Source organism: Serratia sp. PL7, from assembly GCF_945957435.1.
The window spans coordinates 354,514-379,058 of the sequence record NZ_CAMFLB010000002.1 but is presented as its reverse complement, the minus strand read 5'-3'; the positions used below and the strand labels follow the sequence as shown (position 1 = coordinate 379,058).

At 53.3% G+C, this 24,545-nt stretch carries 22 protein-coding genes; 10 read left to right on the top strand and 12 right to left on the bottom strand.

Features of this window, described 5'->3' with window-relative positions:
- The first annotated feature begins 40 nt into the window (after positions 1-40).
- The 4 genes from N6G83_RS16220 to N6G83_RS16205 all read left to right on the top strand — a co-directional run bounded on the left by N6G83_RS16220 (position 41) and on the right by N6G83_RS16205 (position 6,144).
- Complete coding sequence (locus N6G83_RS16220; protein WP_211135545.1) at positions 41-466, top strand: hypothetical protein; 426 nt, start codon at positions 41-43, stop codon at positions 464-466.
- A 54-nt stretch (positions 467-520) separates the two neighbouring features.
- Positions 521-1,120: a tail assembly protein gene (locus tag N6G83_RS16215; protein ID WP_211135544.1), complete on the top strand. Its 600-nt coding sequence runs from the start codon at positions 521-523 to the stop codon at positions 1,118-1,120.
- Positions 1,121-1,180: 60 nt separating this feature from the next.
- Positions 1,181-4,561 carry a DUF1983 domain-containing protein gene (locus tag N6G83_RS16210; protein ID WP_211135543.1) on the top strand — a complete coding sequence of 1,127 codons (3,381 nt, stop codon included), beginning with the start codon at positions 1,181-1,183 and terminating at the stop codon, positions 4,559-4,561.
- Positions 4,562-4,623: 62 nt separating this feature from the next.
- Complete coding sequence (locus N6G83_RS16205) at positions 4,624-6,144, top strand: prophage tail fiber N-terminal domain-containing protein (RefSeq protein ID WP_260523992.1); 1,521 nt, start codon at positions 4,624-4,626, stop codon at positions 6,142-6,144.
- A gap of 119 nt (positions 6,145-6,263) precedes the next feature.
- On the opposite strand, the gene N6G83_RS16200 is transcribed toward N6G83_RS16205, so the two are convergent.
- Positions 6,264-6,509, bottom strand: coding sequence for a hypothetical protein (locus tag N6G83_RS16200; RefSeq protein WP_211136268.1), 246 nt, complete (start codon positions 6,507-6,509; stop codon positions 6,264-6,266).
- 968 nt (positions 6,510-7,477) lie between these two features.
- Here N6G83_RS16200 and N6G83_RS16195 point away from each other — a divergent pair.
- On the top strand, positions 7,478-8,209 hold the full coding sequence (locus N6G83_RS16195) for a hypothetical protein (protein WP_211136269.1): 732 nt from the start codon (positions 7,478-7,480) through the stop codon (positions 8,207-8,209).
- Positions 8,210-8,270: 61 nt separating this feature from the next.
- On the opposite strand, the gene N6G83_RS16190 is transcribed toward N6G83_RS16195, so the two are convergent.
- The 5 genes from N6G83_RS16190 to phoP all read right to left on the bottom strand — a co-directional run bounded on the left by N6G83_RS16190 (position 8,271) and on the right by phoP (position 11,695).
- Positions 8,271-8,399: a hypothetical protein gene (locus N6G83_RS16190; RefSeq protein WP_260523991.1), complete on the bottom strand. Its 129-nt coding sequence runs from the start codon at positions 8,397-8,399 to the stop codon at positions 8,271-8,273.
- 10 nt (positions 8,400-8,409) lie between these two features.
- Entirely contained in the window at positions 8,410-8,673 is a 264-nt protein-coding gene (locus N6G83_RS16185) for a hypothetical protein (protein WP_211136270.1), read from the bottom strand.
- Positions 8,674-8,721: 48 nt separating this feature from the next.
- Complete coding sequence (locus tag N6G83_RS16180; protein ID WP_211136271.1) at positions 8,722-9,084, bottom strand: hypothetical protein; 363 nt, start codon at positions 9,082-9,084, stop codon at positions 8,722-8,724.
- 476 nt (positions 9,085-9,560) lie between these two features.
- The gene (gene phoQ / locus N6G83_RS16175; RefSeq protein WP_024531316.1) at positions 9,561-11,018 is read right to left on the bottom strand and encodes a two-component system sensor histidine kinase PhoQ; all 1,458 of its coding nucleotides are present in this window, start codon (positions 11,016-11,018) and stop codon (positions 9,561-9,563) included.
- A 5-nt stretch (positions 11,019-11,023) separates the two neighbouring features.
- On the bottom strand, positions 11,024-11,695 hold the full coding sequence (gene phoP, locus N6G83_RS16170; protein ID WP_021804688.1) for a two-component system response regulator PhoP: 672 nt from the start codon (positions 11,693-11,695) through the stop codon (positions 11,024-11,026).
- Between the two features lie 351 nt (positions 11,696-12,046).
- On the opposite strand from phoP, the gene N6G83_RS16165 reads away from it, so the two are divergent.
- Genes N6G83_RS16165 through N6G83_RS16155 form a run of 3 tightly spaced genes read left to right on the top strand, consistent with a single transcriptional unit; the run spans position 12,047 to position 15,339 of the window.
- Complete coding sequence (locus tag N6G83_RS16165) at positions 12,047-13,297, top strand: nucleoside permease (protein WP_024531315.1); 1,251 nt, start codon at positions 12,047-12,049, stop codon at positions 13,295-13,297.
- Between the two features lie 51 nt (positions 13,298-13,348).
- On the top strand, positions 13,349-14,368 hold the full coding sequence (locus tag N6G83_RS16160; protein WP_211136272.1) for an ADP-ribosylglycohydrolase family protein: 1,020 nt from the start codon (positions 13,349-13,351) through the stop codon (positions 14,366-14,368).
- Entirely contained in the window at positions 14,365-15,339 is a 975-nt protein-coding gene (locus N6G83_RS16155; protein WP_211136273.1) for a PfkB family carbohydrate kinase, read from the top strand. The genes N6G83_RS16160 and N6G83_RS16155 overlap by 4 nt, the downstream gene beginning before the upstream one ends.
- Here N6G83_RS16155 and N6G83_RS16150 read toward each other — a convergent pair.
- Positions 15,326-16,090, bottom strand: coding sequence for a GntR family transcriptional regulator (locus tag N6G83_RS16150; RefSeq protein ID WP_211136274.1), 765 nt, complete (start codon positions 16,088-16,090; stop codon positions 15,326-15,328). The genes N6G83_RS16155 and N6G83_RS16150 overlap by 14 nt on opposite strands.
- 107 nt (positions 16,091-16,197) lie before the next feature.
- Here N6G83_RS16150 and N6G83_RS16145 point away from each other — a divergent pair, with 107 nt between their 5' ends.
- Positions 16,198-17,328 (top strand): RNA-guided endonuclease TnpB family protein, encoded by a 1,131-nt coding sequence (locus N6G83_RS16145; protein WP_211136275.1) that lies wholly within the window; start codon positions 16,198-16,200, stop codon positions 17,326-17,328.
- Between the two features lie 351 nt (positions 17,329-17,679).
- Here N6G83_RS16145 and N6G83_RS16140 read toward each other — a convergent pair whose 3' ends face one another.
- From N6G83_RS16140 to N6G83_RS16130, 3 genes are read right to left on the bottom strand one after another with little or no spacing between them, the layout of a single operon-like run.
- Positions 17,680-18,951: a c-type cytochrome gene (locus tag N6G83_RS16140; RefSeq protein WP_161711970.1), complete on the bottom strand. Its 1,272-nt coding sequence runs from the start codon at positions 18,949-18,951 to the stop codon at positions 17,680-17,682.
- Between the two features lie 17 nt (positions 18,952-18,968).
- Entirely contained in the window at positions 18,969-20,747 is a 1,779-nt protein-coding gene (locus tag N6G83_RS16135) for a GMC family oxidoreductase (protein ID WP_065685938.1), read from the bottom strand.
- Positions 20,748-21,467, bottom strand: a complete 720-nt coding sequence (locus N6G83_RS16130; protein ID WP_211136276.1) for a gluconate 2-dehydrogenase subunit 3 family protein — start codon at positions 21,465-21,467, stop codon at positions 20,748-20,750.
- Positions 21,468-21,840: 373 nt separating this feature from the next.
- Between N6G83_RS16130 and N6G83_RS16125 the strand changes: the two genes are divergently transcribed.
- Complete coding sequence (locus N6G83_RS16125) at positions 21,841-22,542, top strand: GNAT family N-acetyltransferase (RefSeq protein WP_074032130.1); 702 nt, start codon at positions 21,841-21,843, stop codon at positions 22,540-22,542.
- A 42-nt stretch (positions 22,543-22,584) separates the two neighbouring features.
- On the opposite strand, the gene N6G83_RS16120 is transcribed toward N6G83_RS16125, so the two are convergent.
- Complete coding sequence (locus N6G83_RS16120) at positions 22,585-24,000, bottom strand: amino acid permease (RefSeq protein WP_024529944.1); 1,416 nt, start codon at positions 23,998-24,000, stop codon at positions 22,585-22,587.
- 90 nt (positions 24,001-24,090) lie between these two features.
- Entirely contained in the window at positions 24,091-24,543 is a 453-nt protein-coding gene (locus N6G83_RS16115) for a beta-galactosidase subunit beta (RefSeq protein ID WP_024529945.1), read from the bottom strand.
- Positions 24,544-24,545: the final 2 nt, after the last annotated feature.

The following is a 24,545-nucleotide window of genomic DNA, read 5'->3' as shown; positions in this document are numbered from 1 at the left end:
TCTGGTATTATCTTGCTTCGACCATAAGAGGGATAACAGAATGCGGAAGTTACTTTTAGCCTTTGCGGCCACGGCAATTTTATCTGGGTGTGCTTCGGACGCGGTTCCTGTTAAACAGGCTGTTACCGTGCCAGGTGAGCGCGTATTCAATTATCAAGAGCCTGCAAAAAGTGATTCATCTATCACAATTGTTAGGGATAGTGGGATGGTTGGCGGCGGTTGCTATATAACAGTATTTTTAAATGGTGCAAGGGTGGCGAAACTAGACACTAAAGAAAAAGCAACATTTTATGTTAATAGCGGCGCATGGATTGTTGGTGCAGGACATGAGGGAAAGGGATTGTGCTCAGGTGGAAAAGAAAGACAAGAGCGTGATTTCATAATCAAACCAGGTGAAGAGAAATATTTAAGAGTATTTACTGATAATAATGGTAATGTAGACATAAAACCAACCACTATTCAATAAATCCACTTTTCATATAAAAGGTCGCAAAGCGGCCTTTTGTTATTTGGAGAAAACATGAACGCTACACCGCATGAATTTAGAATGGTCAGACTATATGGCATTCTTGGGGCGAAGTTTGGCCGGGTTCATAAACTGGTCATATCAACTCCCAAAGAAGCTATCAAGGCACTTTCTATAACTATCCCTGGCTTTGAACGTTTTTTGAAAACAGCAAAAGAAAGAGGTTTAACATTCTCTATTTTTATTGGGAAGAGGAATATCGCTAAGGATGAGCTTGAGTTTTCAGGATGTGAAGATATCCGGATTGCTCCAATGATTATTGGCAGTAAAAAGGCCGGTATTTTCCAAACAATCCTAGGAGCCGTAATAGTTGCTGTGTCTGCAATCGGTTATTACTTTGCACCAGGAAACCCATTCTCAACTTTTGGTTTTCAAATGGGAGGGGCAATGATGCTTGGTGGGGCGATTCAAATGCTTTCACCGCAGCAAGGCGGCTTGGCGCGGCGCGAAAGCCCGGATAATAAGCCGTCATATGCTTTTGGCGGGCCGGTGAACACAATCGCTCAAGGCAACCCGGTACCGATTCTCTACGGCAAGCGCCGGATCGGTGGCGCCATCATTTCAGCGGGGATCTTCGCAGAAGACCAGCAGTAAACAATCTGCATTCCTCAATGGCCAGCCTAGAGCTGGTTTTTTTACGCCTGGAGAAAATCAATGTCTGTGATAGAAGGCCGCAAGGGTGGTGGCGGTGACCAGCACACGCCTGTCGAATCCCCCGACTCCCTGCAATCTACCTCTTACGCCAAAATCCTGCTTGCGCTTGCTGAAGGGGAGTTGGCCGGTGGTCTGGATGGTACCAACATTTTTCTTGATGGCACTCCGATCATCGGCCCTGACGGCTCAGAAAACTTTCCCGGCGTGAAATGGGAGTTCCGACCAGGCACCCCTGATCAAGACTATATCCCCGGCATGCCTGATGTTGAGAACGAAATAACCATCGCGACAGAGCTGACTAGTGCTAACCCCTGGGTACGTTCGCTGACCAATACACAGCTTTCCGCCGTTCGTGTGCGCTTTTCGTGGCAGCAACTTCAGCAGCAGGAGGAAAACGGCGACGTGAACGGCTACCGTATTGAATACGCCATTGATGTGGCGACTGACGGCGGCGCTTATCGCGAAATGCTGAAAACTGCGGTCGATGGTAAGACCACGACAAAATACGAGCGCAGCCACCGCATTAATCTACCGAAGGCCACCACCGGCTGGCAGGTGCGGGTGCGCAGGATCACGCCAAACAGCACCAGTAACCGTATCGCCGATAAAATGGTTAGTGAGTCGATCACCGAGCTGATCGATGTAAAGCTTCGATATCCAGAAACCGCGCTGCTATTCGTCCAGTTCGACGCGAAGCAGTTCCAGAATATCCCGCAGGTTTCCTGCGAGCCTAAAGGCTCTGTGATCCGTATCCCCACGACCTACGACCCGATCAAGCGCACTTATACCGGTACTTGGAACGGCAGCTTTAAATGGGCCTGGACGAATAACCCTGCATGGGTGTTTTACGATCTGCTTATCAACGACCGCTACAGCATCGGCAGCCGCGTTAAGGCTGAGAACCTGGCGCTCACCAAGTGGGATTTGTACGCTATTGCGCAATATTGCGATCAACTGGTACCCGATGGGCGCGGTGGCAGCGGTACTGAGCCGCGTTTCCTCTGTGATGCCTACATTCAATCGCAGGAAGAAGCCTGGACTGTTTTGCGCGACTTCGCAAACATCTTCCGTGGCATGACGTATTGGGCCAACAATAGTATGAATGCGCTTGCTGACATGCCCCGCGATGTTGACTACATATACACCCGCGCCAACGTCAAGGATGGGCTGTTTACCGACAGTAGCGCCAGTGAGAAGACGCATTATAGCGTTGCTATGGTGAGCTGGAGCGACCCCGAAAATGGCTACCAGGACTCTGTAGAGCCAGTATTCGATAACAATCTAATCCGCCGCTACAACGTCAAACAGGCTGATTTAACGGCCATCGGTTGCACCCGACAAACCGAAGCGATCCGACGTGGAAAGTGGCTACTGTTGACCAACGACAAAGACCGAGTGATCTCCTTCACGGTCGGGATGGATGGCAATATCCCGCTGCCGGGCTGGATCATCGGCGTCGCAGATGAAGCGATGGCAGGGCGGCCACTCGGCGGCCGTATCAGTGCAGTGTCTGGCCGTAACATCAAGTTGGATCGCGTCTCGTCGGCAAAGGTTGGTGAGCGTCTTATCGTTAACCTACCCAGCGGAAAATCACAGGCCCGCACGATCAGCGCCGTGAGCGGTAAGGTAGTGACTGTCTCGACCAACTACAGCGAGCCGCCAGCGGCAGAATGTGCCTGGGCGGTAGATGCCTCTGACCTGGCTATCCAGCAATTCCGTGTTACGGGCATCACTGAAAACGAAGACGGTGTTTCGTTCGATATCACTGCCATCGAGCACGACCCGGACAAGTACGCCCGTATTGATACAGGCGCACGTATCGAAGACCGCCCGATCTCGGTTATCCCTCCAGGCGTTCAGGTACCACCGAAGAACGTCCGGATCAGGGAGAACTCCGCAACCATTCAGGGGCTGGCTGTGGCCACGCTCTATGTGACTTGGGACAGAGCCGAGAGCGCTATTGCGTACGAAACGGAATGGCGCAGGGATAACGGCAACTGGATTCCCGGCCCGCGTGTTTCAACTCTGGGCTTTGAAGTGCAGGGGATTTATGCCGGTCGATACCAGGCCCGCGTCCGGGCGATAAACCCGGCTGAAATCTCAAGTATCTGGGCTAACGCGCCGGAAATGGTCTTAAAGGGCAAAATCGGAGAGCCGCCAGCTCTGGCCAGCTTTACCACTGTTGGCCAAGTATTTGGCATCGTCTTGAATTGGGCTTTCCCAAATGGCGCAGAGGACACGCAGAGGACGGAGATCTGGTATAGCCGCAGCTCAAACGGTAGCGGCAAAATGCACCTGGGCGATTATGCATACCCACAGCGCAGCCACACAATGACCGGGCTGGCCGCTGGCGTTCAGTTCTGGTTCCAGGCTCGTCTTGTTGACCGCCTGGGCAATGCCGGGCCATGGACGGCGTGGACGCAAGGCACATCAAGCAGCGATGCTAGCGACGTGCTGGACTATCTAACCGGGCAGATCACCCAAACACAGCTCGGTAAGGACTTACTAGGGCCGGTGGAGGATGCCAGCAAGCTACAGGACATGTGGTCTGTCAAAGTGGGTAAAACGCAAGATGGCAAGCTATACACGGCAGGGATCGGCGTTGGTGTCGAGAACACCCCGGAGGGCATGCAATCGCAGGTGCTGGTAGTTGCGGATCGGTTCGCCATTTTGAATACGGCCAGCGGTACCGGGTCAGCGGTATCGAGCCCGTTCGCGGTCGAGGGTGGCCAGGTATTCATGAACTCGGCATTTATCAAAAACGCATCAATAGATAGCGCTAAAATAGCCCAGCATATCCAGTCAGATAACTGGGATAGCGGTAAAACTGGGTGGGCCATTAATAAAAATGGTTATGCTGAGTTTCAGCAGGTTAACGTGCGCGGGAATGTATATGCTGATAGCGGATACTTTGCCGGTGAACTTCGTGCATATAATGGTTACTTCGGCGGTGAGTTGCGCGGTGCAGATGGATATTTTACCGGTACAGTGTATGCCGAGAAGATTCTAGGCGATGTGGTTTCCGCTGGTGTATGGGAGGCAATAAACGTTGTTGGCGTGAATGGCTATAATCACCGGTATTTTAGTGGCGGACTGCCTTATGATTCTATCGTGGTTGTGCCGTATGTGAATATTGAACTCGATAGTCAGGGTTCCGGCTCTGGCACTGTGTTTATAAAGGTTAATGGTGTTGAATACTGGCGTGGTAGTGCTAATCCACTGTATGGGAAATTTACTGGAGCTATTGTTATCAACGTTCCTCCAAATGGCACATTAGATTTGGAATTTGGTATTACTGGTGCTCAAAGCGGCCAAACATGGTCAAGTGGTAAAATGGCGGTAATGGCATTCCGGAAAGGTCAAAACCGTTTCTCTTCGTAGTTATGGAAAACTAACAATCACTATCACCCGCTACGGCGGGTTTTTTATTGGAGAGTAAAAATATGGCAGTAATCAGCGGTGTATTAAAAGGCCCAATGGGTGATGCACATGTGGGTGTAGTAATCGAGTTACGCGCTGTCCGAACGTCTGCAACTGTGGTTATCCAGGCACGTTCTCAATCTGTTACTGACGCCACAGGCCGCTATACGCTGAGCGTTGAGCCTGGGCAGTATGATGTAATGATTACTACCGCAGGTCGCCAACCCGAACGCGTGGGCGGTATTCAGGTGATGGTTAACTCAGCAACGGGGACGTTAAACGACTTCTTAACCATTCCTGGTGAAACAGACCTAAACCCGGCGATTGTGGCCACTGTAGACGGTATGCGAGCTGCTGCGGCAGCATCGGCGGCGGCTGCAAAAACCAGCGAGAATAATGCAACTGCCGCAATGGCTAACGCACTGAGTAAAGTTGATACAGCAGAGCAGCGTGTTGTCGGCCCGGTTTTATTCTCTAGACCAACACGACTAACATCAGGCGCAGCAGGCACATTCATTCCAGACAGCCAGGGAACTTGGGCATCTTGGAGTCGAGCGGCGGGAAGGGGGAGTTCAGATTTTATAAATCACAGAGGGAACGGCACTGGGGGGTACTGGTTCTATGATACTGACGGGGCGACAATAAAAGCACTAGCTTATCTTAATGGCGCTGGTGATTTAACCACAATCGGTTCATTGACATCGAGTAATATGTATATCGGCTCGACTGAGGTTCTAAAAACTGGTGATTATGGCCTTGGAAGTTTAATCCCTGCAGTTATTACAGATTTAAACGTTGCAGGAGTAAATCAGTTTATCAGGTGCTCGAATAATACGCCGGGCGCTCCGACCACTGGTCCTTGGGCGGGATTACAGGGGGGGCACAATGAAAGCTCAAGATATCAATTGGTGTGGAGAGCAGATTCAAATGTCATTGATTTGCGTGCGAGATGCAGTTCGTGGTCTGGTGGGTTCGGTAGCTGGGCGTCAATGTGGCACACAGCAAACACCACTGTAGACGCCAACGGCTTTATCAAGAAAGCCTCCCCGATCGTCAAACTGTTCGGTGATGGCCGGTGCGAACTCAACGACGAAAGCCAGGGTGTGACAACTGAGCGAGTTTCCGAAGGCGTCTATCGTATTTCTGGCACTCTCGGTTTTAATGCTGATGCAGAGTGGGGCGGGGTGGATGGAGGTATCGAAATCCCGACAGACCGCAACAAGCTTCCTCTGGTCTGGGTTGATTACGAAGTTGATGAAACCGGTGACCTGCTGATCAAGACCTTCCACCGCGTGAACTCTACCGCGCCGAAGTTCGCCCAGAACGTTAAGACCGGATACAAGGAAGGTCAGCCGATCGACATCCCTGCTGGTCGCTGGATTGATCTGCGTGTCGAGATGCCTGGCGGCGATGAGCCGGAGTACGAGCCGGTACCGGAAGACGAGAAAGTGCCGGAAGTAACCCCGGAGGTAACAGAGCCGGAGGGGGGCGAAGAGCAGGCACCAAGTGAAACGCCAGCACCGACCGAAGAACCCAAGGAGTGATAGCAGCGCCGGGAGAAATCCCGGCTAACTCCATTCCCTTCCCGATCATCCCCTGCCAGCACCCGTTTCGGTCGCTCATCAAATGCATATCACGGTTCGATGCAGCCCACTCAGGTGGGTTATTGCCCCAAACCAAGAAGGGCAGTTGTTGCAGCTTGAACAACAGTTTTTAGTGCTTCAGACGATAGTTCTTCTAGTTTTGACTTGGCCTTTTCTCTCTCTTCACTACTCATCGAGGAAATTGCGATCAGATCTTCAAGCACTACCACTGTATCTCTGTGAAACTTCACTGTTTGTACGTTGAGAATGGCCGACAATCCGCCGTCATTGAGGATAAAATCGATTCCTTTGACGGTTGCTTTCATATACCCAATTATACCCTCTCGGCCTGGGTGGATAGAGCACTGTGAATCCAATACCAGCAGTCCATGGCCTTCAAGGTATTTAACCTCCCTCCACAAGTCGTCAGTAGAAGATGAGAATATCAGTGGGTATTTTATATCGAAAGAGTCTATCTCTTTGAATTTATGCATACAGAATGCCGGGTGACAATACTCGGCCAATCTCAACAACTCATTTTGAAGCAATCTATTTAGCATTTAAACCTCTCGAACAGCATGTGGATAGCAACCCATAATCACCTCACTCAGGTGGGCTTTTTGTTGGCAGCTATAATGTTATGGTGCGGATGCGTGAAAATTTGATGTTTTACTATACCCCTAAAACCCTCTACATCCAGTTCTGAGAAGCCGAAACCCTAACCGTAGGTAGGTATGCACTCATTTCCGGTTGTTTGACGAAGGATAGGGCGACGATTTGAGGGTGCTTTACTCAACTAAAAGTTGAATACCTATCGCCCGGGCGATACACTCTGTATTGTATAACCGTGGTTATATCCCACGAGTAACCACTGGAGGCGGCAATCTTCGGTGGTTTTTTTGCACGTATGGCGCGGCATGGTAATGCCGTACAGGAGAAAACATGAGAACTTTAGCTAGACGCTCGATACAGACGATTAAAAATCGTACTAATGTCGTCAGTTCTTTTGTCGATCCCGACACCCGGAATGAGTTTGTAGTTCGCAGATTAAGCGAGCGTGCATCCTCAAATCGTCAACTATTCATTGTTACCATGAATAGGGAGAGCAGTGATGGGGAGGTCATACCTTATGCAGAAATCGCAACAACGTCATCCAGTAAGCTACGCTACGTTGTGAAGCCATCTGATCAGTATCCAAACCTTGCGATCCATAGGCTGATGGATAGGATTGAGACAGCCATATCGATGTACATGAAGGATAAATGGACTAACTGCATTCATTGAAGGTGCATCGATGCCTCCTGATATAATCGCCACATACAACAAAGACTTGCGAATTGAGTTATACGGCCAAAAAGAACTTCTTGAGACTTTCTACTTCTTTACGAGAGAAGGTGGTTTGTTCAGGGCTGATGAGTATCTAGTGACTGGCGGGGATTACCAGTATTATCTAGATGTTTACTCAATAGGATGCACAACACCAGATTTCTTCTTGGAGTTTGGTGCGGACCTTCTTGATTCAAACGCCAGCCAACAAGATATCGTTAACACGCTCCTTGATTTGCAGATGGAGGATGAGTTAACAACAAGGCGAGTCGGACGCGTTGCATATCGAGATTTCAATTTCAATAATGATGACGGATCTCTGGTAACAGCTAAGCAGATTAAAAGTGCCGTTATCGATCCAGATTTTCGTGGTGCAGGGCTGGCTAGTAATGTTTATCAGATGCTTGTAGACAAGCATGACCACCTTGTGTGCGACAGCATACAAAGCATCTCTGGTGGCTCTCTTTGGGCTAGTAGCATTCTGGCAATCGCAGAAGTGAGGATTTACGACACTAAAAAATGTCGTTTCATCGACGTTTTAGGCCGTCTAGGTATGGGGGTTAACGGAGAAATACCGTGGAGTTGCCAAACTCTAACGGCCGGACAGATTGCGGAGTGGGGTAGAAGCTACAACCTTGATGCGTGCCATCACATTGTTAATGTCATATCTAGAGAAGGTCTCTACGAAGATCAAAACTAAACCCAGCTCCCAGTGGGTTTTTGCTATCTGGCAACCATCGCCAAGCGGCGCCTAAACAACATTAACCAACCCACTTCTGTGGGTTTTTTATTACCTGCCCAATCAGCACCATGCCAGTCACTGCCAGCGCAGCAGCGGCCCCCTCCGGCAGTTTCTTTTTCTTATCGATAGTCACTTCAACATGCAGCATGGTTTTATTCTCAATCTACGAGATGGATTTCGTTATGCTCAATGCCCGCTTCGATGTAATCGACGCGTTTCTGTAGTTCACTGATAAGGGTTTTGGCGACATCCAGGCGGATCATTACCTGCTGGTCGGGGTAGTCTGTGGACTTAGCCAGGCAGACGGAAGCCATAGTGTCTGCGAAGGAAGAGTGGAGCAATACAAACTGACCATATGCGCTGTGGTCAGTTTGGAATTCAGTTAACACCCGCATACCCTGAAGTTTGTCTTGAGGTTTCATATTTTAAGCTCGGATGGTGTTTACTGGTTATTTGTACGGGCCGGTCATTCATTGGTCAACTTGACTTTTTAAAGCATCGACCATCGATTGCATTTTTGCAGCCCACCCACCCAGTTCGCTGATAATCCTTTCCTTCGAATGATCTGGGGTCGCCTCAATCATTTCTATGACCTGTTCGATCATATGGGCTCGTGTTGCGAGTTCTGTTATCGATGCGCGGCGCCGATTCTCCCCATCATCACCCCATAGATTCTCGTCGTAGGAATGAAACTGAATGTAGGTATGTGGTGGGTTATGGTAGACCTTATCAACACCCTGCCATAACCAGTCGTCACCAGTAACTATGTCCGCATCGAAAGGCACTGTTACATCTATTTCGGTCAATCTCTTAATAAGCTCAGACGTTTTCATTTGGAAAAACCACTCCATCAGTAGGCGCATTGGGCCATGGCGGCATGAGGGCAATTTTACCTCAATGGTCAGCCCACATCCATCAATGCGAATACCCGGTGTTCAGTTGCATAACGGACGCTTTTTTGCACAATTAGGTAGAGGTAGGTAGAGCGTTAGTAGAGGCAAAAAATAGCCCCTCTACACTGCTTCAAGCCTTGTCCCGTCTGGCTTTGACGAAAAAGGTAGAGCAGGTAGAGGCAAACAGACCCTAAAACTTTACACAGGGGGGGTATGCAAATAAAATCCATAATCGAGCGTTAAATTGATGGTTATTAAATGAGCTAATTTGCGATTCGGGAACCATACTCAAGTAAGCACATATTTCTGTGTATAGCTCCGTGTATAGCAATACTTTTATAAAAATTTAAATCATTTAAAATCAATAAAATAAGGCCCCGTTTATAATCCGTGGATCGGGGCCTGAGCGACAGAATTTAATCGTGATGGTGGGAGTCGTGCTGGCGAGAGAAGGTGACCTCCATCCGTGCTCCACCCAGCGGGCTGTCGCTGATGGTAATTTGCCCGTCATATTGCTCGATGATCTCGGCGGCGACCGACAGGCCAATCCCCTGGCCGGGGCGCAGAGTATCGACGCGTTGGCCACGTTGGAAGATCAGCTCACGCTTGCTTTCCGGGATGCCGGGGCCGTCGTCATCAATGACGATCGTCAGATATTTGTCCGAGTGCAGCGAGGAGATCTCCACAAACTCCAGGCAATATTTACAGGCATTCTCCAGCAGGTTGCCCATTACTTCCATAAAGTCGTTTTTCTCGCCCATAAAAGTGACTTCTGGTGAGATATCGAGGGTAATGACTACCCCTTTGCGCTGATAGACCTTGTTCAGCGCCACGCTCAGGCTGTCGAGCAAGGCCGATACCGAATGGATCTCGCGGGTCAGCACGGTTTGACCAGAGTTGATGCTGGCTCGATGCAGGTAATAACCAATCTGCTGCGAGATACGGCTAATCTGCTCGAGCATGATCGGCTCGACCTCTTCGATGGTGGTCTGCTTGCTGGAACGCAGCGAACGCAGGGTGGTCTGCAATACCGCCAGCGGGGTTTTCAGGCTGTGGGTGAGGTCGGACAGCGTAGTGCGGTATTTGGTGTAGCGCTGACGCTCGTTGCGCACCAGGATATTCAGGTTTCGCACCAAGCCACGTAGTTCACTGGGGGGATTTTCATCCAGTTGCTCGCGCTCGCCATTTTCCAATTCACCGACCTGGGTTATCAGCGCTTTGATTGGCCGCAAACTCCAATACGCGGCTAGCCACAGCAGGGGCACGACCAGTAGTAGATTGGCCAGCAGTACGTAGCTGAACCATTCCCACACCACATCCGAGCGTTGCAGTTCCTGCGGAATGCTGTCGACCACCACAATGCTCAAGGCAGGCAGGCGTGGGGTGGCGGCATAGGTATTGACGGCCACCGAGTGGGTTAACGCCTCATGGTCGGTATCGTCATAGTCTTTCAGCTGATTCTGAGCCTTGGGGTTGTCGCCCAGCACTTCGCTACTGATGCGGGTGTCGGTGTCTATCTCATAGAAACCGGACTCTTGCAGCCACTCTTTCTGGATCCGTTTTTCCAGTTCCGGGACCGAGCGCTGGCTCCACAGCAGGTTGCCTTTATCGTCGTAGATAAACACCAGCGTTGGGGAGTTGATATCGAGATCGGGCGGGATGGCAATGGTCAGCTTCTGGTCTTTCCACTGCGCGAGGCTAAAGAACAGGTTGCTCTCACCGCGCAGCAGGCGGAAAGCGGTTTTATCAAAGCTGACGATATAGCCGACAACGGCAACCAGCCCATAGGACAGCGACAGCGCCAGGATCACCCCGGCGGTGGCCATCAGAAAGCGGGCGCGCAGTGAGAAAGGTTTTTTATCTCTGTTGAACATTATGCTCACTTGGCATCGAAACGGTAGCCCTGGCCACGCACGGTGGTGATCACTTCCTGCGGGTATTCGGCCTGTAGCTTTTTACGCAGGCGGCCCATTAATACGTCGATGGTGTGGCTTTCGCGCAGTTCGGCATCCGGGTAGAGTTGCAACATCAATGAATCTTTGCTGACCACTTTACCCGCGTTACGGATCAACGTTTCGATAATGGTGTACTCAAAGGCCGTCAGTTTGATTTGCTGTTCGTTGACGCTCAACTCACGGCGTGAGAGGTCGATCTGGAATGGTGGCAGTACGATCACCTGTGAAGCCAGGCCGCTATTGCGGCGCATCAAGGCCTGCATGCGGGCAATCACTTCTTCCAGATGAAAGGGCTTGGTGACGTAATCATCGGCACCGGCTTCCAGCACCGCTACCTTGTCCTGCCAACTTTCACGGGCGGTCAGTACCAGGATCGGCAATTTCATCTGATTGGCACGCCAACGGCGGATCAGGCTCAGGCCATCTTCACCCGGCAACCCTAGATCGACAATGGCGATATCAGGCGCGTGTTCCTGCAGAAAATAGTCGGCTTCTTTGGCATCTTCTGCGGCATCAACCTGATGCCCCATTTCACGCATTTGCACACTAAGATGGTGGCGCAATAGGCCATTGTCTTCAACAACCAGTACTCGCATGGTACAGACTCCTGTTGTTAGGCGGGTGCAACACCAGGCACCCGCGCTGAAAGGTTACACGCTATTGGCCACGTTGTGAAAACGCGCACTAGCTGACCATTCCCTGATCGTTTGATTCTGTCATCCTGTGATTATCGGCAATGGCTAATAAACGCAGGATAAACAGCGAAGTGTCAAAGGTAAACAAAACTTAAACAAAGCCTGACTGCCTGAAGTGTGAGCGGGATCGCTGCAAAGGATTAAAGGTATCATTAAGGTATTATATAGGTATCGTAATGATGCTAATACCAGGAACCCTACACCGCTTTCCCGAGCCGATGCCGGGAAGGTAGCCAGCAAGGATACATAATAATGAAACGTCCTCATCTGAAGCTGTCTGTCATGATGTTTATCGAGTGGTTTATCTGGGGAGCGTGGTTTGTTCCCCTATGGCAATACCTCAACAAGCTCGGCTTCACGCCGGGCGAAATTGCCTGGTCGTACAGCAGTACGGCGATTGCGGCAATCCTCTCGCCGGTGCTGGTTGGCGTCATTGCCGATCGCTACTTCGCCGCGCAAAAAGTCTTGGGCTGGTTGCATCTGGCTGGCGGGGTGCTGATGTTCATCATCGCCTGGCAAACCACCTTTGCCACCTTCTTCCCGCTGCTGGTGATTTATGCCATCACCTATATGCCGACCGTGGCGCTGACCAACAGCATCGCCTTTGCCAACATTACCGATACCGAGAAAGAGTTCCCGCGCATCCGCGTACTGGGCACTTTGGGGTGGATTGCCTCCGGTCTGGTGGTGGGCTTTATGCTGCCGCCGCTGCTGGGTTTAGGCAATATTTCCGATAGCAACCTGCCGCTAATCATTACCGGTGTGGCCTCGATCGCGCTCGGTTTATACAGCTTTGTGCTGCCCAATACGCCAGCCAAAGGCACTGGCCCGGTGGATATCAAGGCGTTGCTGGGCCTGAACGCGCTTGGCCTGCTGAAGGATCGCTCATTTGCCACCTTCGCCCTGTGCTCGTTCCTGTTCTGTATGCCGTTGGCGTTTTACTACCAGTTTGCCAATGGCTATCTGACGCAGGTTGGGCTGCCGAATGCCACAGGCTGGATGACGCTGGGGCAGGTCTCGGAAATCTTCGCCATGCTGGCGCTGCCGTTGCTGCTCAAGCGGTACGGCATCAAGAAGGTGCTGCTGCTGGGCTTTGTGACCGCAGCGATCCGCTATGTGTTCTTTATCTACGGCGGTACCGCCGACGTCTGGGCCTACAGCATGCTGTTCCTGGGCATTTTGCTGCATGGCGTCAGCTACGATTTCTATTTCGTGACCGGCTATATCTACGTCGACAAAAAAGCGCCACCGCATATGCGTACCGCCGCTCAGGGCCTGATCACCCTGATTTGCCAGGGGTTGGGCAGCTTCATCGGTAACTGGCTTGGGGGCCGTGCGATGACCACTTTTGCCCTTGAACAACCGCGAGACGGTATGACGTTTGACTGGTTCGCCGTGTGGGGCGTGGGTGCGGTGATGGTGGTGGGCGTCATGCTGCTGTTCCTGCTGTTCTTCCGTGAACGCAGCGACAACATCACCCCGATTGACGTGGCACGGTCTTAATTCGTTGCGCCGGGCCTGTTGCCCGGCAAGGTAAAAATTCAGGAGAAACAGATGAAGCAGTTAACCCAGGAACAACGCGTGGTGGGCGCACTTTATGGTCAAATGCTGGGAGATGCGCTTGGCATGCCTTCCGAGCTGTGGCCGCGTGAGCGGGTTAAGCGCCACTTTGGCTGGATCGACCGCTTCCTCGACGGCCCGGCGGAAAACAGCGCCGCCTGCTATTTCACGGCAGCGCAGTATACCGATGATACCTCGATGGCGCTGGCACTCGCCGACGCGCTGATCGAGGCCGACGGTGAAGTGGTTCCGGAGCTGATTGCCCGCAACGTGATCCGCTGGGTCGATAGTTTTGACGCCTTCAACAAAAACATCCTTGGCCCTAGTTCCAAACTGGCGCTGAGGGAGCAGAAGAAGGGCACGCCGATTAGCAATCTGGAAAACAACGGGGTGACCAACGGCGCGGCAATGCGGGTTTCCCCGTTGGGTTGTGTGCTGCCTTCTGCGCCGTTGGAGCAGTTTTGCCAGCAGGTCTGGCTGGCCTCCAGCCCGACGCATAAATCCGATATCGCGGTTGCCGGTGCGGTGGTGATTGCCTGGGCGGTTGCCAAGGCGGTCGAAGGGGCCAGTTGGGCAGAGATCCGCCTGGCGTTACCGGGGGTGGCAGATTACGCTCAGCGCCGCCAGAGCACCACCTTCAGCGCGTCTTTAGCGGCGCGTATCGAACTGGCCTTCCTGGTAGTCGAACAGGCTGGCGGTACCGAGCAGGCCTCCGAACGGGTCTACCAACTGGTTGGCGCAGGGGTCAGCACCATAGAATCCGTACCGGCCGCGTTGGCGATGGTCGAACTGGCGCAAACCGACCCTACCCGCTGTGCGATCCTGTGCGCCAACCTGGGCGGTGATACCGACACCATCGGCGCGATGGCCACGGCGATCTGCGGTGCCTTGAACGGTATCGACGCGTTCGACGCGGCTATGTTGGCAGAATTGAAGCGGGTGAATCCGCTGGATATCAATCACTACGCGCAGGCCTTTCTCCGTTTCCGCCAGCGCTGGCAGGAGGCTGAATGAGTAACGAAAGACGCGAGTTATTACAGACGCTGACCCAGGGCGGTTGGTATCAACAGTGCCCGGTGACGGTGATTGGCGCAGCGGTGATGGATATGGTGGTGAGCGCCGATGCCTTGCCGGTACGCGGTGGCGACGTGTCGGCCCAGATGCAGGGGCTGCATTTAGGGGGCTGCGCGCTGAATATTGCCGTGGCCCTGCGCCAGTTGGGCATTACCAGCCACAATCTGCTGCCGGTGGGCGAAGGCGTGTGGGCAGAGCGTTTGCGTAGCGAGATGGCGCAGCGCGGCGTGAATTCCGATCTGCAAGTGGGGGGTGAGGATAACGGCTGGTGTCTGGCGCTGGTCGAGCCGGACGGTGAGCGCACCTTTATCTCTATCGATGGCATAGAGAACAAGTGGCAGCCGGAGTGGTTGGCAAACGCGACGCCACAAAGCGGGCTGGTTTACCTTTCCGGTTATCAACTGGGTGCCAGGCAGGGCCACGTGCTGGTGGACTGGCTGTTACGCCTGCCCAAACAGGTTCGCGTCGTGCTGGATATTGGCCCGCGCATTGACGTGATGGCGCAGAGCCTGCTGCAAAGCCTGATCCGCCCAGGGGTGATCTTGACGCTAAACCAGCGAGAAGCCCAGCACCTTGGCATGCAGGAAGATATTGCCGGTTTTTGCCAGCATTTATGGTCAACCACCGGGCAACTGGTGATTGTGCGCTGTGGGGGGGAAGGCGGCTATTACTTTGCCGGGCCGGAGGATCATGGTTGGATTGCCGCTCGCCAGGTCAACGTGGTTGACAGCATCGGTGCTGGCGATAGCCACAGCGCCGGTTTGCTCGCCGGGCTCGCATTGGGCCTGACCGCCCGCCAAAGCATGACGCTAGCCAATAGCATCGCCGGTTACGTGGTATCGCAGGCTGGTGGAGATTGTGCGCCAACCCTGGCTCAGCTCCTGGCCAGTGAGGAGCTCAATCCTCGCTGATAAACTCGTACATGTCGCTGCGGCAGAAGCTTTCGCTGTATTCGATGGGCTTTTTCCGGCTGTCGAACAGCGTTTGCTTGATGATCAGCAGCGGCATGGGGTCTTTCAACTGTAGCGCTTGCAGGGTTTCACCGTCGCTCATGGCGGCGCTGACCTGGCTACGTAGCGATCCCAGCTCCACGTTGTTCAAACGGAAGTAGTCATACAGAGAAACGCCAATATCATCAACGTTGGCTATCGCCTCCGCCACCACATAAGACACCGCCACCGACATGGGGCGCTGATCGATAAAGTGAATACGTTTGAGTTTGTACACCGGCGTATGCTCGGCCAGCGATAGCTTCTCGGCCAGTGCGCTATCCGCCGGGATTTGCTCACGGCTGATCCACATGGTGTCCGGCTTACGGCCTTGCAGCATCACTTCGCGTGAAAAGCCTTTCACATCCGCCAGCGAATAGGCCAGTTTAGGTTGAGCCACGGTATTTTGAATGAAGGTGCCATAGCCCCGCGAGCGGCCGATAATGCCGTCCTGCTCCAGGCAGGCCAGGGCTTTGCGTACCGTAATGCGCGAGATCCCCAGCCGCTCGGTGAAATGGCGCTCACTGGGCAGAAAATCCCCCTGGTTCAATATGCCAAGCTCAATGGCTTGTCGTACCGATTCGTTAAAGCGCAGGTAGAGCGGCATAGCGCCAGCGCTGGTCAGATCTTGTTGCAGTTTGTCCAGCAGGCGCTGGTTGGGATCCGTGATCATCAGATTGCCTCCGGGAAACCTGGGCCTTTAGACCGGGGAGGAAAGGAGGCGGTTTTCAAGCTAACTTCTTTTTGTCTTTTCACTATAACCCCTGTAATTTTGTACATATGAAACGCGCCTACAAATATCGGTTTTATCCAACACAGGATCAGATTGAGTTTTTAGCTCAAACCTTCGGCTGTGTGCGTTTTGTCTACAATTCAGTTCTTCGCTGGCGAACTGATGCGTACCGCGAACGACAGGAGAAGATCGGCTACATTCAGGCCAATGCCCGACTAACCGCCCTAAAAAAAGAGCCTGAATTTACCTGGCTGAATGATGTTTCCTGCGTCCCGTTACAGCAGACTCTTCGCCACCAACAGACCGCCTTTTCTAACTTCTTTGCGGGGCGTGCCAAGTACCCGACATTCAAAAGCAAACACCACAAACAATCTGCTGAATTTACGGCGAATGCCTTTAAATACCGTAACGGCAAGCTGTACATGGCTAAAAACACAACGCCACTCTCTGTTCGCTGGAGTCGTGAACTCCCCTCGACACCTTCAACCGTCACAATTTCCAAAGACGCATCAGGTCGATATTTCGTGTCCTGCTTGTGCGAATTTGAATCAAAATCACTGCCTGTTACCGCAAAAATGACGGGCATTGATATGGGTTTAAAAGATTTGTTCGTCACCGATAGCGGATTTAAAACCGGCAATCCCCGCCACACGGCGAAGTACGCGAAACGTTTAGCGTTGTTACAGCGCCGATTGAGCAAGAAGAAAAAAGGTTCAAGGAACCGTGCTAAAGCAAGATTAAAAGTCGCAAAGCTCCACGCTAAAATTGCTGATTGCCGAATGGACAGCCTGCATAAGTTGTCCCGCAAACTGATAAACGAGAACCAAGTTGTTTGCGTTGAATCCCTGAAAGTGAAAAACATGCTCCGTAATCCCAAACTATCGAAAGCGATATCCGATGCCGGATGGGGTGAATTTGTGCGGCAGCTACAGTACAAGGCGAAAGGGTCTGGACGCTCTGTCGTTGCCATAGATCAGTTTTTCCCGTCCTCAAAACGCTGTAGCTGTTGCGGCTTCACCATGGAAAAAATGCCACTTGATGTTCGTCACTGGCACTGCCCTGAGTGCGGAGCTGACCATGATCGAGATATCAACGCGGCGCGTAATATCAAAGCTGCCGGGCTGGCAGTGTTAGCCCACGGAGAGCCTGTAAATCCTGAATCGCAGCACGCAGCTTAGGTTCGGCTCTGTGAAGTGGGAGTCCTCGCCCTTTAGGGCGGGGAGCAGTCAAAGACGACCGAAATCCTGTAGCCTCAATGCGATAGCTTATTTAAGGTGATTTCGCCGGGCTGTGCAACCGTGTGGAGCAAGATCTGTGGAGATCAAACTCGCTACGTAGGAGCGCTGCATGCTGCGACTGTTTGGATAATCAATGGTGAGCCGTTGTCCACTGTTTCCCCTCACCCCAACCCTCTCCCCAAAAAGGAGAGGGGGCCGGTACGGCGCTATAGTCAGGTATGAGAGACAATCTGTAACACCAACGATCAAGTCAAAACGTAGGGGCGCTTTATGCTGCGCCCGTTGTGGTGTTTACTGCTGGGAAGGTTTGGCGGCGCTGTTCTCCCGTATTTCTTTGACCTGATCGGCGGTGACCGGAGCGGCGTTATTCCCCCAACTGGTGCGCACAAAAGTGGCAATCTGGGCCACCTGCTGGTCGCTCAGACGCCAGCCAAAGTCCGGCATGGTGAGTCCGGTAGGGGCGTCTATAGTCATCGGCGTACGTGAACCATTCAGAATGATGCTGATCACCGAAGCAGGATCTTCCGCCAGCAACGCCGGATTATGGGCCAACTGTGGGAAGGTATTGCGATAACCTTGACCATCGCTGCGGTGGCAGGCGGCGCAGTTGTCCAGATAAGCCTGACCGCCTGGGTTGCCTTGGCCGGTGCTGTAGAGTGCCAGCGGCTGGTTGGCCGTTGGCGTTATTTGCTCATCCCCCGCAGGCAGCGATTTCAGATAAGCGGCGATCGCCTGCAAATCCTCGTCGCTCAGGTGCTGAGTGCTGTCTTGTACCACGTCCACCATGGAGCCAAAGGCGGCAAATCTGTCGCTGTGGCCGGTTTTCAGGAAACGGGTCAGATCTTCCGCGTTCCAACTACCCAGCCCGCTGAGCGCATCACCACGCAGGCTGGCGGCATGCCAACCTTCCAGCGTCCCACCGCTCAGATAGGCGTCATCTGTCTGGTTCAGCGCCTTCTCCTGGAAGCCAATGCCGCGTGGCGTATGGCAACTGCCGCAGTGGCCCAATCCTTGTACCAGATAAGCCCCACGGTTCCATTGTGCGCTTTGGTTAGCGTCTGGCTGATAGGCGCCATCCTCGCGGAAAATGCCGTCCCACATCGCCAACGGCCAGCGCATATTCAGCGGCCACGGAATATCGCTAGCCTTGTTCTGCTGCACCACCGGCGTTACCCGTTGGGTGAAGTAGAGATACAGATCGCGTAAATCCTCATCATTGATTTTGGCGAAAGAGGGATAGGGCATGGCCGGGTAGAGCCGAGTACCATCGCGCCTAATGCCTTTACGCAGGGCGTCGGCAAACGCTTGAAGGTCGTAGGCACCGATCCCGGTGGTTTTGTCTGGGGTGATATTGGTGGAATAGATCGCGCCAACCGGGGTGGTCATCTTCAGCCCACCGGCGAACGCCATGCCACCTGGTGCGGTATGGCAGGCGGCACAGTCACCAACGCGGGCCAGATATTCGCCATGAGCGATTTGCCCAACCTGGTGGGTATCCTCGGCGGCCTGAGCGCTGGCGCTTAATACCAGCAAGGCCAGCAGCGAGGGGGTTAATCCTTTCATCGTCTTCTCCTTGCGTATCAGGCCTGAACCAACGGGCCGGGGTTGTTCAGATACTGATTACGGATCGCTTCCGCTGAATAATAGGCCAGCGCACCGACGATCCCGGTGGGGTTATAAGCCAGGTTCTGCGGGAAGGCGCAGGCACCGGTGACAAACACGTTGGGCACGTCCCAGCATTGCAGGTATTTGTTCACCACGCTGGTTTTTGGGTTGTCGCCGGTGATTGCCCCGCCGGTAGTGTGGGTGGATTGGTACGGGCGCACGTCATAGTGCGAACCGCTGCCCATCACCGAAATCGCCATCTGCTTCGGCTCCATGGCCTTGGCGATGTTCGCCATCTTGCTGGTAATGTGTTGGGTCATCTTGATCTCGTTAGCCTTCCAGTCGAAGGTCATGCGCAGCAGCGGTAGCCCATAGGCATCCCTATAGGTGGGATCGAGATCGAGATAGCAGTCGCGATAGGGCATCACCGAGCCTTCAGAGCCAATGCTCATCGAGTGCGGATAATTATCTTTGATGCCTTGTTTCCAGCCACTGCCCCAGGTGGGCGTTCCTGGCGGTAATGACATCTGTTGGATCGGGCGGCCACCGGTGCGGGTGGCGGAAATATAGGCACCGCCGATAAAGCCCAATTCGCCGTGGTCGAAGTTTTCCGAGTTGAGGTCGTCGATCACCGTGCCTGCGGCTCCGGCTCCGATGAACGGGTTGAAGTGGGTGTCCTTATCGTAAAATAGCGAAATGCCGCTGTTCATCTGATAGGCGTAGTTCTTACCAACGACCCCTTCGCCAGTGACGGGATCATAAGGTTTACCGATGCCGGAGAGCAGCAGCAGACGCACGTTATGCAGCTGAAAGGCGCTGAGGATCACCAGGTCCGCCGGTTGTTCAATCTGCTGGCCCTGGGCGTCGACATAGGTGACACCGGTGGCCTTTTTGCCGCTGCTGTCCAGATTGACCTTGATAACCTGCGACTGGGTGCGCAATTCGAAGTTTTTCCGCTTCATCAGCACCGGCAGAATGGTGGTTTGCGGTGAGGCCTTGGAGTACATAAAACAGCCGAAGCGCTCACAGTAACCGCAGTAGTTACAGGGACCGAGTTGCACACCGTAGGGATTGGTATAAGGCTCCGAGCAGTTGGCTGCTGGAATACTGAACGGGTGATAGCCGAGCGACTCGGCCGCCTTGCCAAACAGCGAACCAGAATAGAGCTGCTTGAGGGGGGCCGTGGGATATTCGCTAGTGCGTGGCCCTTCGAACGGGTTGCCGCCTTTGACGATGTTGCCTTGCAGGTTACCGGCTTTGCCTGCGGTGCCACAGACCTTCTCGAACTTATCGAAGTAAGGCTCCAGCTCGGTGTAACTGAGAGGGTAATCCTGCAACAACATGCCTTCTGGCACCCATTTGTCGCCATACTTTTCCGTCACTGTGGTACGCATTTTCAGATCGGCGGGCAAGGCGCGCCAGTGCATGCCGTTCCAGTGGACGCCAGCACCGCCAACGCCGTTGCCGGGCAAAAAGGATCCAAGCTGACGATAAGGCACGGCAAAATCCGCTGGCGTGTGGCGCACGGTGACGGTTTCATGTGCCATCTCCTGCTCGAGTTTCAGGCGGATGCCATAGGTCAATTCGTCCGCAATCCGTGGATAGGCAAAATCAGGGTAGGTATCGCGCTGCTCACCGCGCTCCAGTGCCAATACGCTCAGGCCGGTTTCGGTCAGTTCCATGCCCATAATGGCACCGGTCCAGCCAAATCCGACAATGACCACGTCTACCGGTGGCTTTTTTATCGTGCTCATTTATGCATTCCTTTTGCTGGAGATACTTACCGGGCCAAGGGGATAAGCCTGATTGGGATGATCGACCCAGTCGGTGTAATCTGCCCGTGCACCAGGGAAACCGATCAGCTTCCATGAGGCCATCGACTGGTTACCGCCGTGCTGTGGATCGGCCAGATAACCCTCTTTGGTGTTTTGCAGCAGTTGGCTGAAAAAGGCTTTGCCGGGCAGGGTTTCGGAGTCCAGCTCACCTTTCTCCAGCGCCGTCAGAATCTGCTCTTGCTGGGCATGATCCAGATCCGCAAAGGCTTTCTGGTACTGCTGCTGGCAGTGCGCATTGAGGCCGCGAATGCCAATCCGATAGGTATCACGCGGAGTCAGTTTGGACTGATAGCCTAATTCAGGGGCCGAAGGGACAAACGGTGGGTGCATATACCACAGGCCGCCGTGACCATAAGGCGTTTCCATCTGCTTATCGATAAAGATCGGCACGCCTTCTTCGACGGCTCCGGGGCCATTGCTATCGCTGGGGAGCAGTCGATCGCAGGCCGCCAGCAGAAAGCGCCATTCCTCGTTATTGAAATAAGCGGGAACATAGTGAGAAGAGATACCCGCCGCCGAGGCTGGCAGGGATGTCATCGTCAGAACGCTGGTACCTCCGGCTGCGGCCAATGGGATTAACGCCAGAGTCTTTTTAAGAAAGCTCCGCCTGGGCGGTATAGAAGGGTGCTGTTGCGACATAGTTCCACCTTGAATATGTTTCACAGAAATGCCCGCGTGCGGATCAGGTACGCACTGCCGCTGTCTTGGGCAGTAACGGGCAGAGGGAGTTGCTTTCCCATGACCAATAACAATTAGCAAGCTACTGGTATGGTGATTCAAGTTTAAGTCTTGGCAGCTAAAACAAACAATAAAGCATCTGTTTCAAAACATTTTCTTCACATTGTTTTTGATTTAGATCATTTCATTAACAATTTGCCTTGACTATTGCCCCTAACAAGCTTTGGCTGATTGGTCTATTCGCTGGATTGAATTGGTCTGTATGATGCGATCTGGCATCGGTATATGCTGCTGTGGAGAACCTGCTTTTGCAGCAACCAGACGGAATACTTTTATGGCGATAAATCAATATGGTCAGCCGGTGGGCGAACCCTTGGCGCAATGGCATGCCTTGCCACGGCCGCAGGCGGTGACGCTGACGGGCAAATTTTGCCGCCTCGCGATGTTGGATGCCGAGCGGGACTTTGCCGCGTTGTTTGCGGCTTACCAGCTAGCGCCAGACGGCCGTGACTGGACTTACCTGATGAGGGAGCGACCGGATAGCCCGCAGGAACTGCGTGCGCATCTGGAAAACCTGCAGGCCAACCCGGCGCTGGTCAATCTGGTGGTGTTCGATTTAGCCACCGATATGCCCGTCGGCACGGTGGCCTTTATGCGGATTGAAGAGGCTAGCGGCGTGTTGGAAATTGGCCACGTCTGCTGGTCACCGCTGATGAAGCAGCGCTCCTGCGCCACCGAGGCGATTTACCTGATGCTGCGCCATACCTTTGACGAGCTGGGTTACCGCCGCTGCGAATGGAAATGCGATAGCCTGAATGCGCCTTCGAGGCAGGCAGCGCAACGCTTTGGGTTCCAATACGAAGGGCGCTTTTTGCAGGCATTGGTCACCAAGGGCCGCAACCGGGATACCGACTGGTTCGCCATGATCGACCAAAACTGGCCCCAGATGCGTAGTGCGTTCGAAGGTTGGCTGGCTGACGAGAATTTTGGTACCGACGGCCAGCAGATACAGCGTTTGCAGGCGTTTATGCCTTGATATGTAGGGGGGCGAACATGTGGATGTTCGCCTCTATGTAGCTTACTGCTCGCTCAGCGCCGCTTTATTTCTTACCTGCTTGGCCTCGAAGCGTGAAATCCACCACCAGGCCAGAGCCGAGAACACCGCGGTCATACAGACGTTGATAAAGAAGGCTTTCATCAGATCGACCCCCGGCGGGAATGCCGATGCCGTCATGCTGACCACAAAGATGGTGATCAGCACCGAAACCACGCCCATTCCGAACTTGCGCGACCCCATGCGGAACTCGCGCGGCGTATCGTCATGCTTCCAGCGGAACACGAAGTAGGCCACCATGATAAAGATCGGCGGCAGCATCGCCGTACCCGCCGTCAGGTTGATCGCGGTGTTCATCATCTGCTGTACCGATTCGGAACCAAAGCCGTTAACCACCAACATCACGAACACGAAGGCAAATTGCCACCATGCAGCACGTACCGGAACGCCATGTTTGTTCAGCTCGGTCGTTTTCTGGCCGTAAACGCCTTTCGGGATCTCGGAGAAGTGGATCTTCACCGGCGCGGAGGTCCACATCATCATCGAACCAAAAATGGCGATAAACAGCACGATGCCCACCAGACGGCCCACCAGCGTTTCGGAAATGCCGAAGTACTTGGCCATTCCGGTGAAGATTTCCACCATGCCGCCTGCGTAGGTCAGGTTTTCACGCGCGACAAACACGTTAACCAGCAGGGAACCGACGGCATACATCCCGCCGATCACCGCACCGGCAATGATAATCACCTTGATAAACGACTTCTGGCCCCCTTTGACGTCATTGAGGTAGGCCGCCGCCGTTTCTGCACCGCCAGCCGCCTGGAAAATCCAACACATGATGCCTAACGTTGCCCAGTTCACCGTCGGCGTCATCGCCTCCAGCGTAATAGGCTGCGCCGGGACGTGATCGCCACTCAGCGCCATCAACGCGCCCAGCACGTAAATCGCAAACAGGGCGAATACCCCATAGGCGACGACTTCGGCAATCTTGCCCAGCCAACTGGCACCCTTGGTGGAAATATGGGTGGTGGCGGCAAACAGTACGATCGAGATGATCGATACCATCACCGGGGAAAAGGCGTATTCGCGGCCCATAATGGCGTACGACGCATAGGCAATCACGTTAGGCAACAGTGATACAAACCAGAAAAGGTTGACGAACCAATACAGGAACGACCCCATATAGGCTGCACGGGTGCCCAGAGGCTGTTTTAACCAATCGTACATCCCCGATTCCGAGTTCTTATTGGCGGACACAAACTCCGCGATAATAAACACAAAGGGAATGAAGTAGACCAGGGTTGCAAACAAAAATACCGGGGCTGAACTCAAGCCCAGTTCAATGTTGTTGTTGACGATATTGCGTACGTTGAACACCGCCGCAAAGGTCATCGACAACAGGGCAAACTTGCCAATCGTGCCACGTAAAGAATCGGACATAGCGTCCTCCGATGAACAACATGAATGATGAACTCAATCTGGATGGAGCGGGAGTGATTTCCCGCCCGGTTCGCTTCATAATCAGCAGGATCACTTGTTCAACATGTAGCCATCCTCAATGGTGACCCGCAGCACCACTTTTCTAACCCGGTTATCGCCGTGGAAGCGGTAGGCCTCCCGATTGTCAAAAATCGCCAGTTGCCCGGCACGTAATTCGCAGGTTTGCCCTGCGCCTTGCAGATATTCGCGGTCGGTTTCATCGCGGTAGGCCTCAACGGGGGTGAGGGCTGATTTCTGCGCGAACTCCACCGTTTCGCCGCCCTCGAGGTAGTAATGGATGGTGAAATAGCGACGGTTGCCTTCAAAGGTCGAGCGATTACAGGTGACGCCGTCTTCAATCATATAGACCAGCGTATCGCCGATGGAGTGCATCACGCCGTCTTTGATATTGGCAATGTTGTCAATGGCTTCCACACAACGGTTCCATTTGCGGCCGTCCCGGTAAACCACTTTGAATTGTTCCAGGTTGTCTAATACGTGCATGG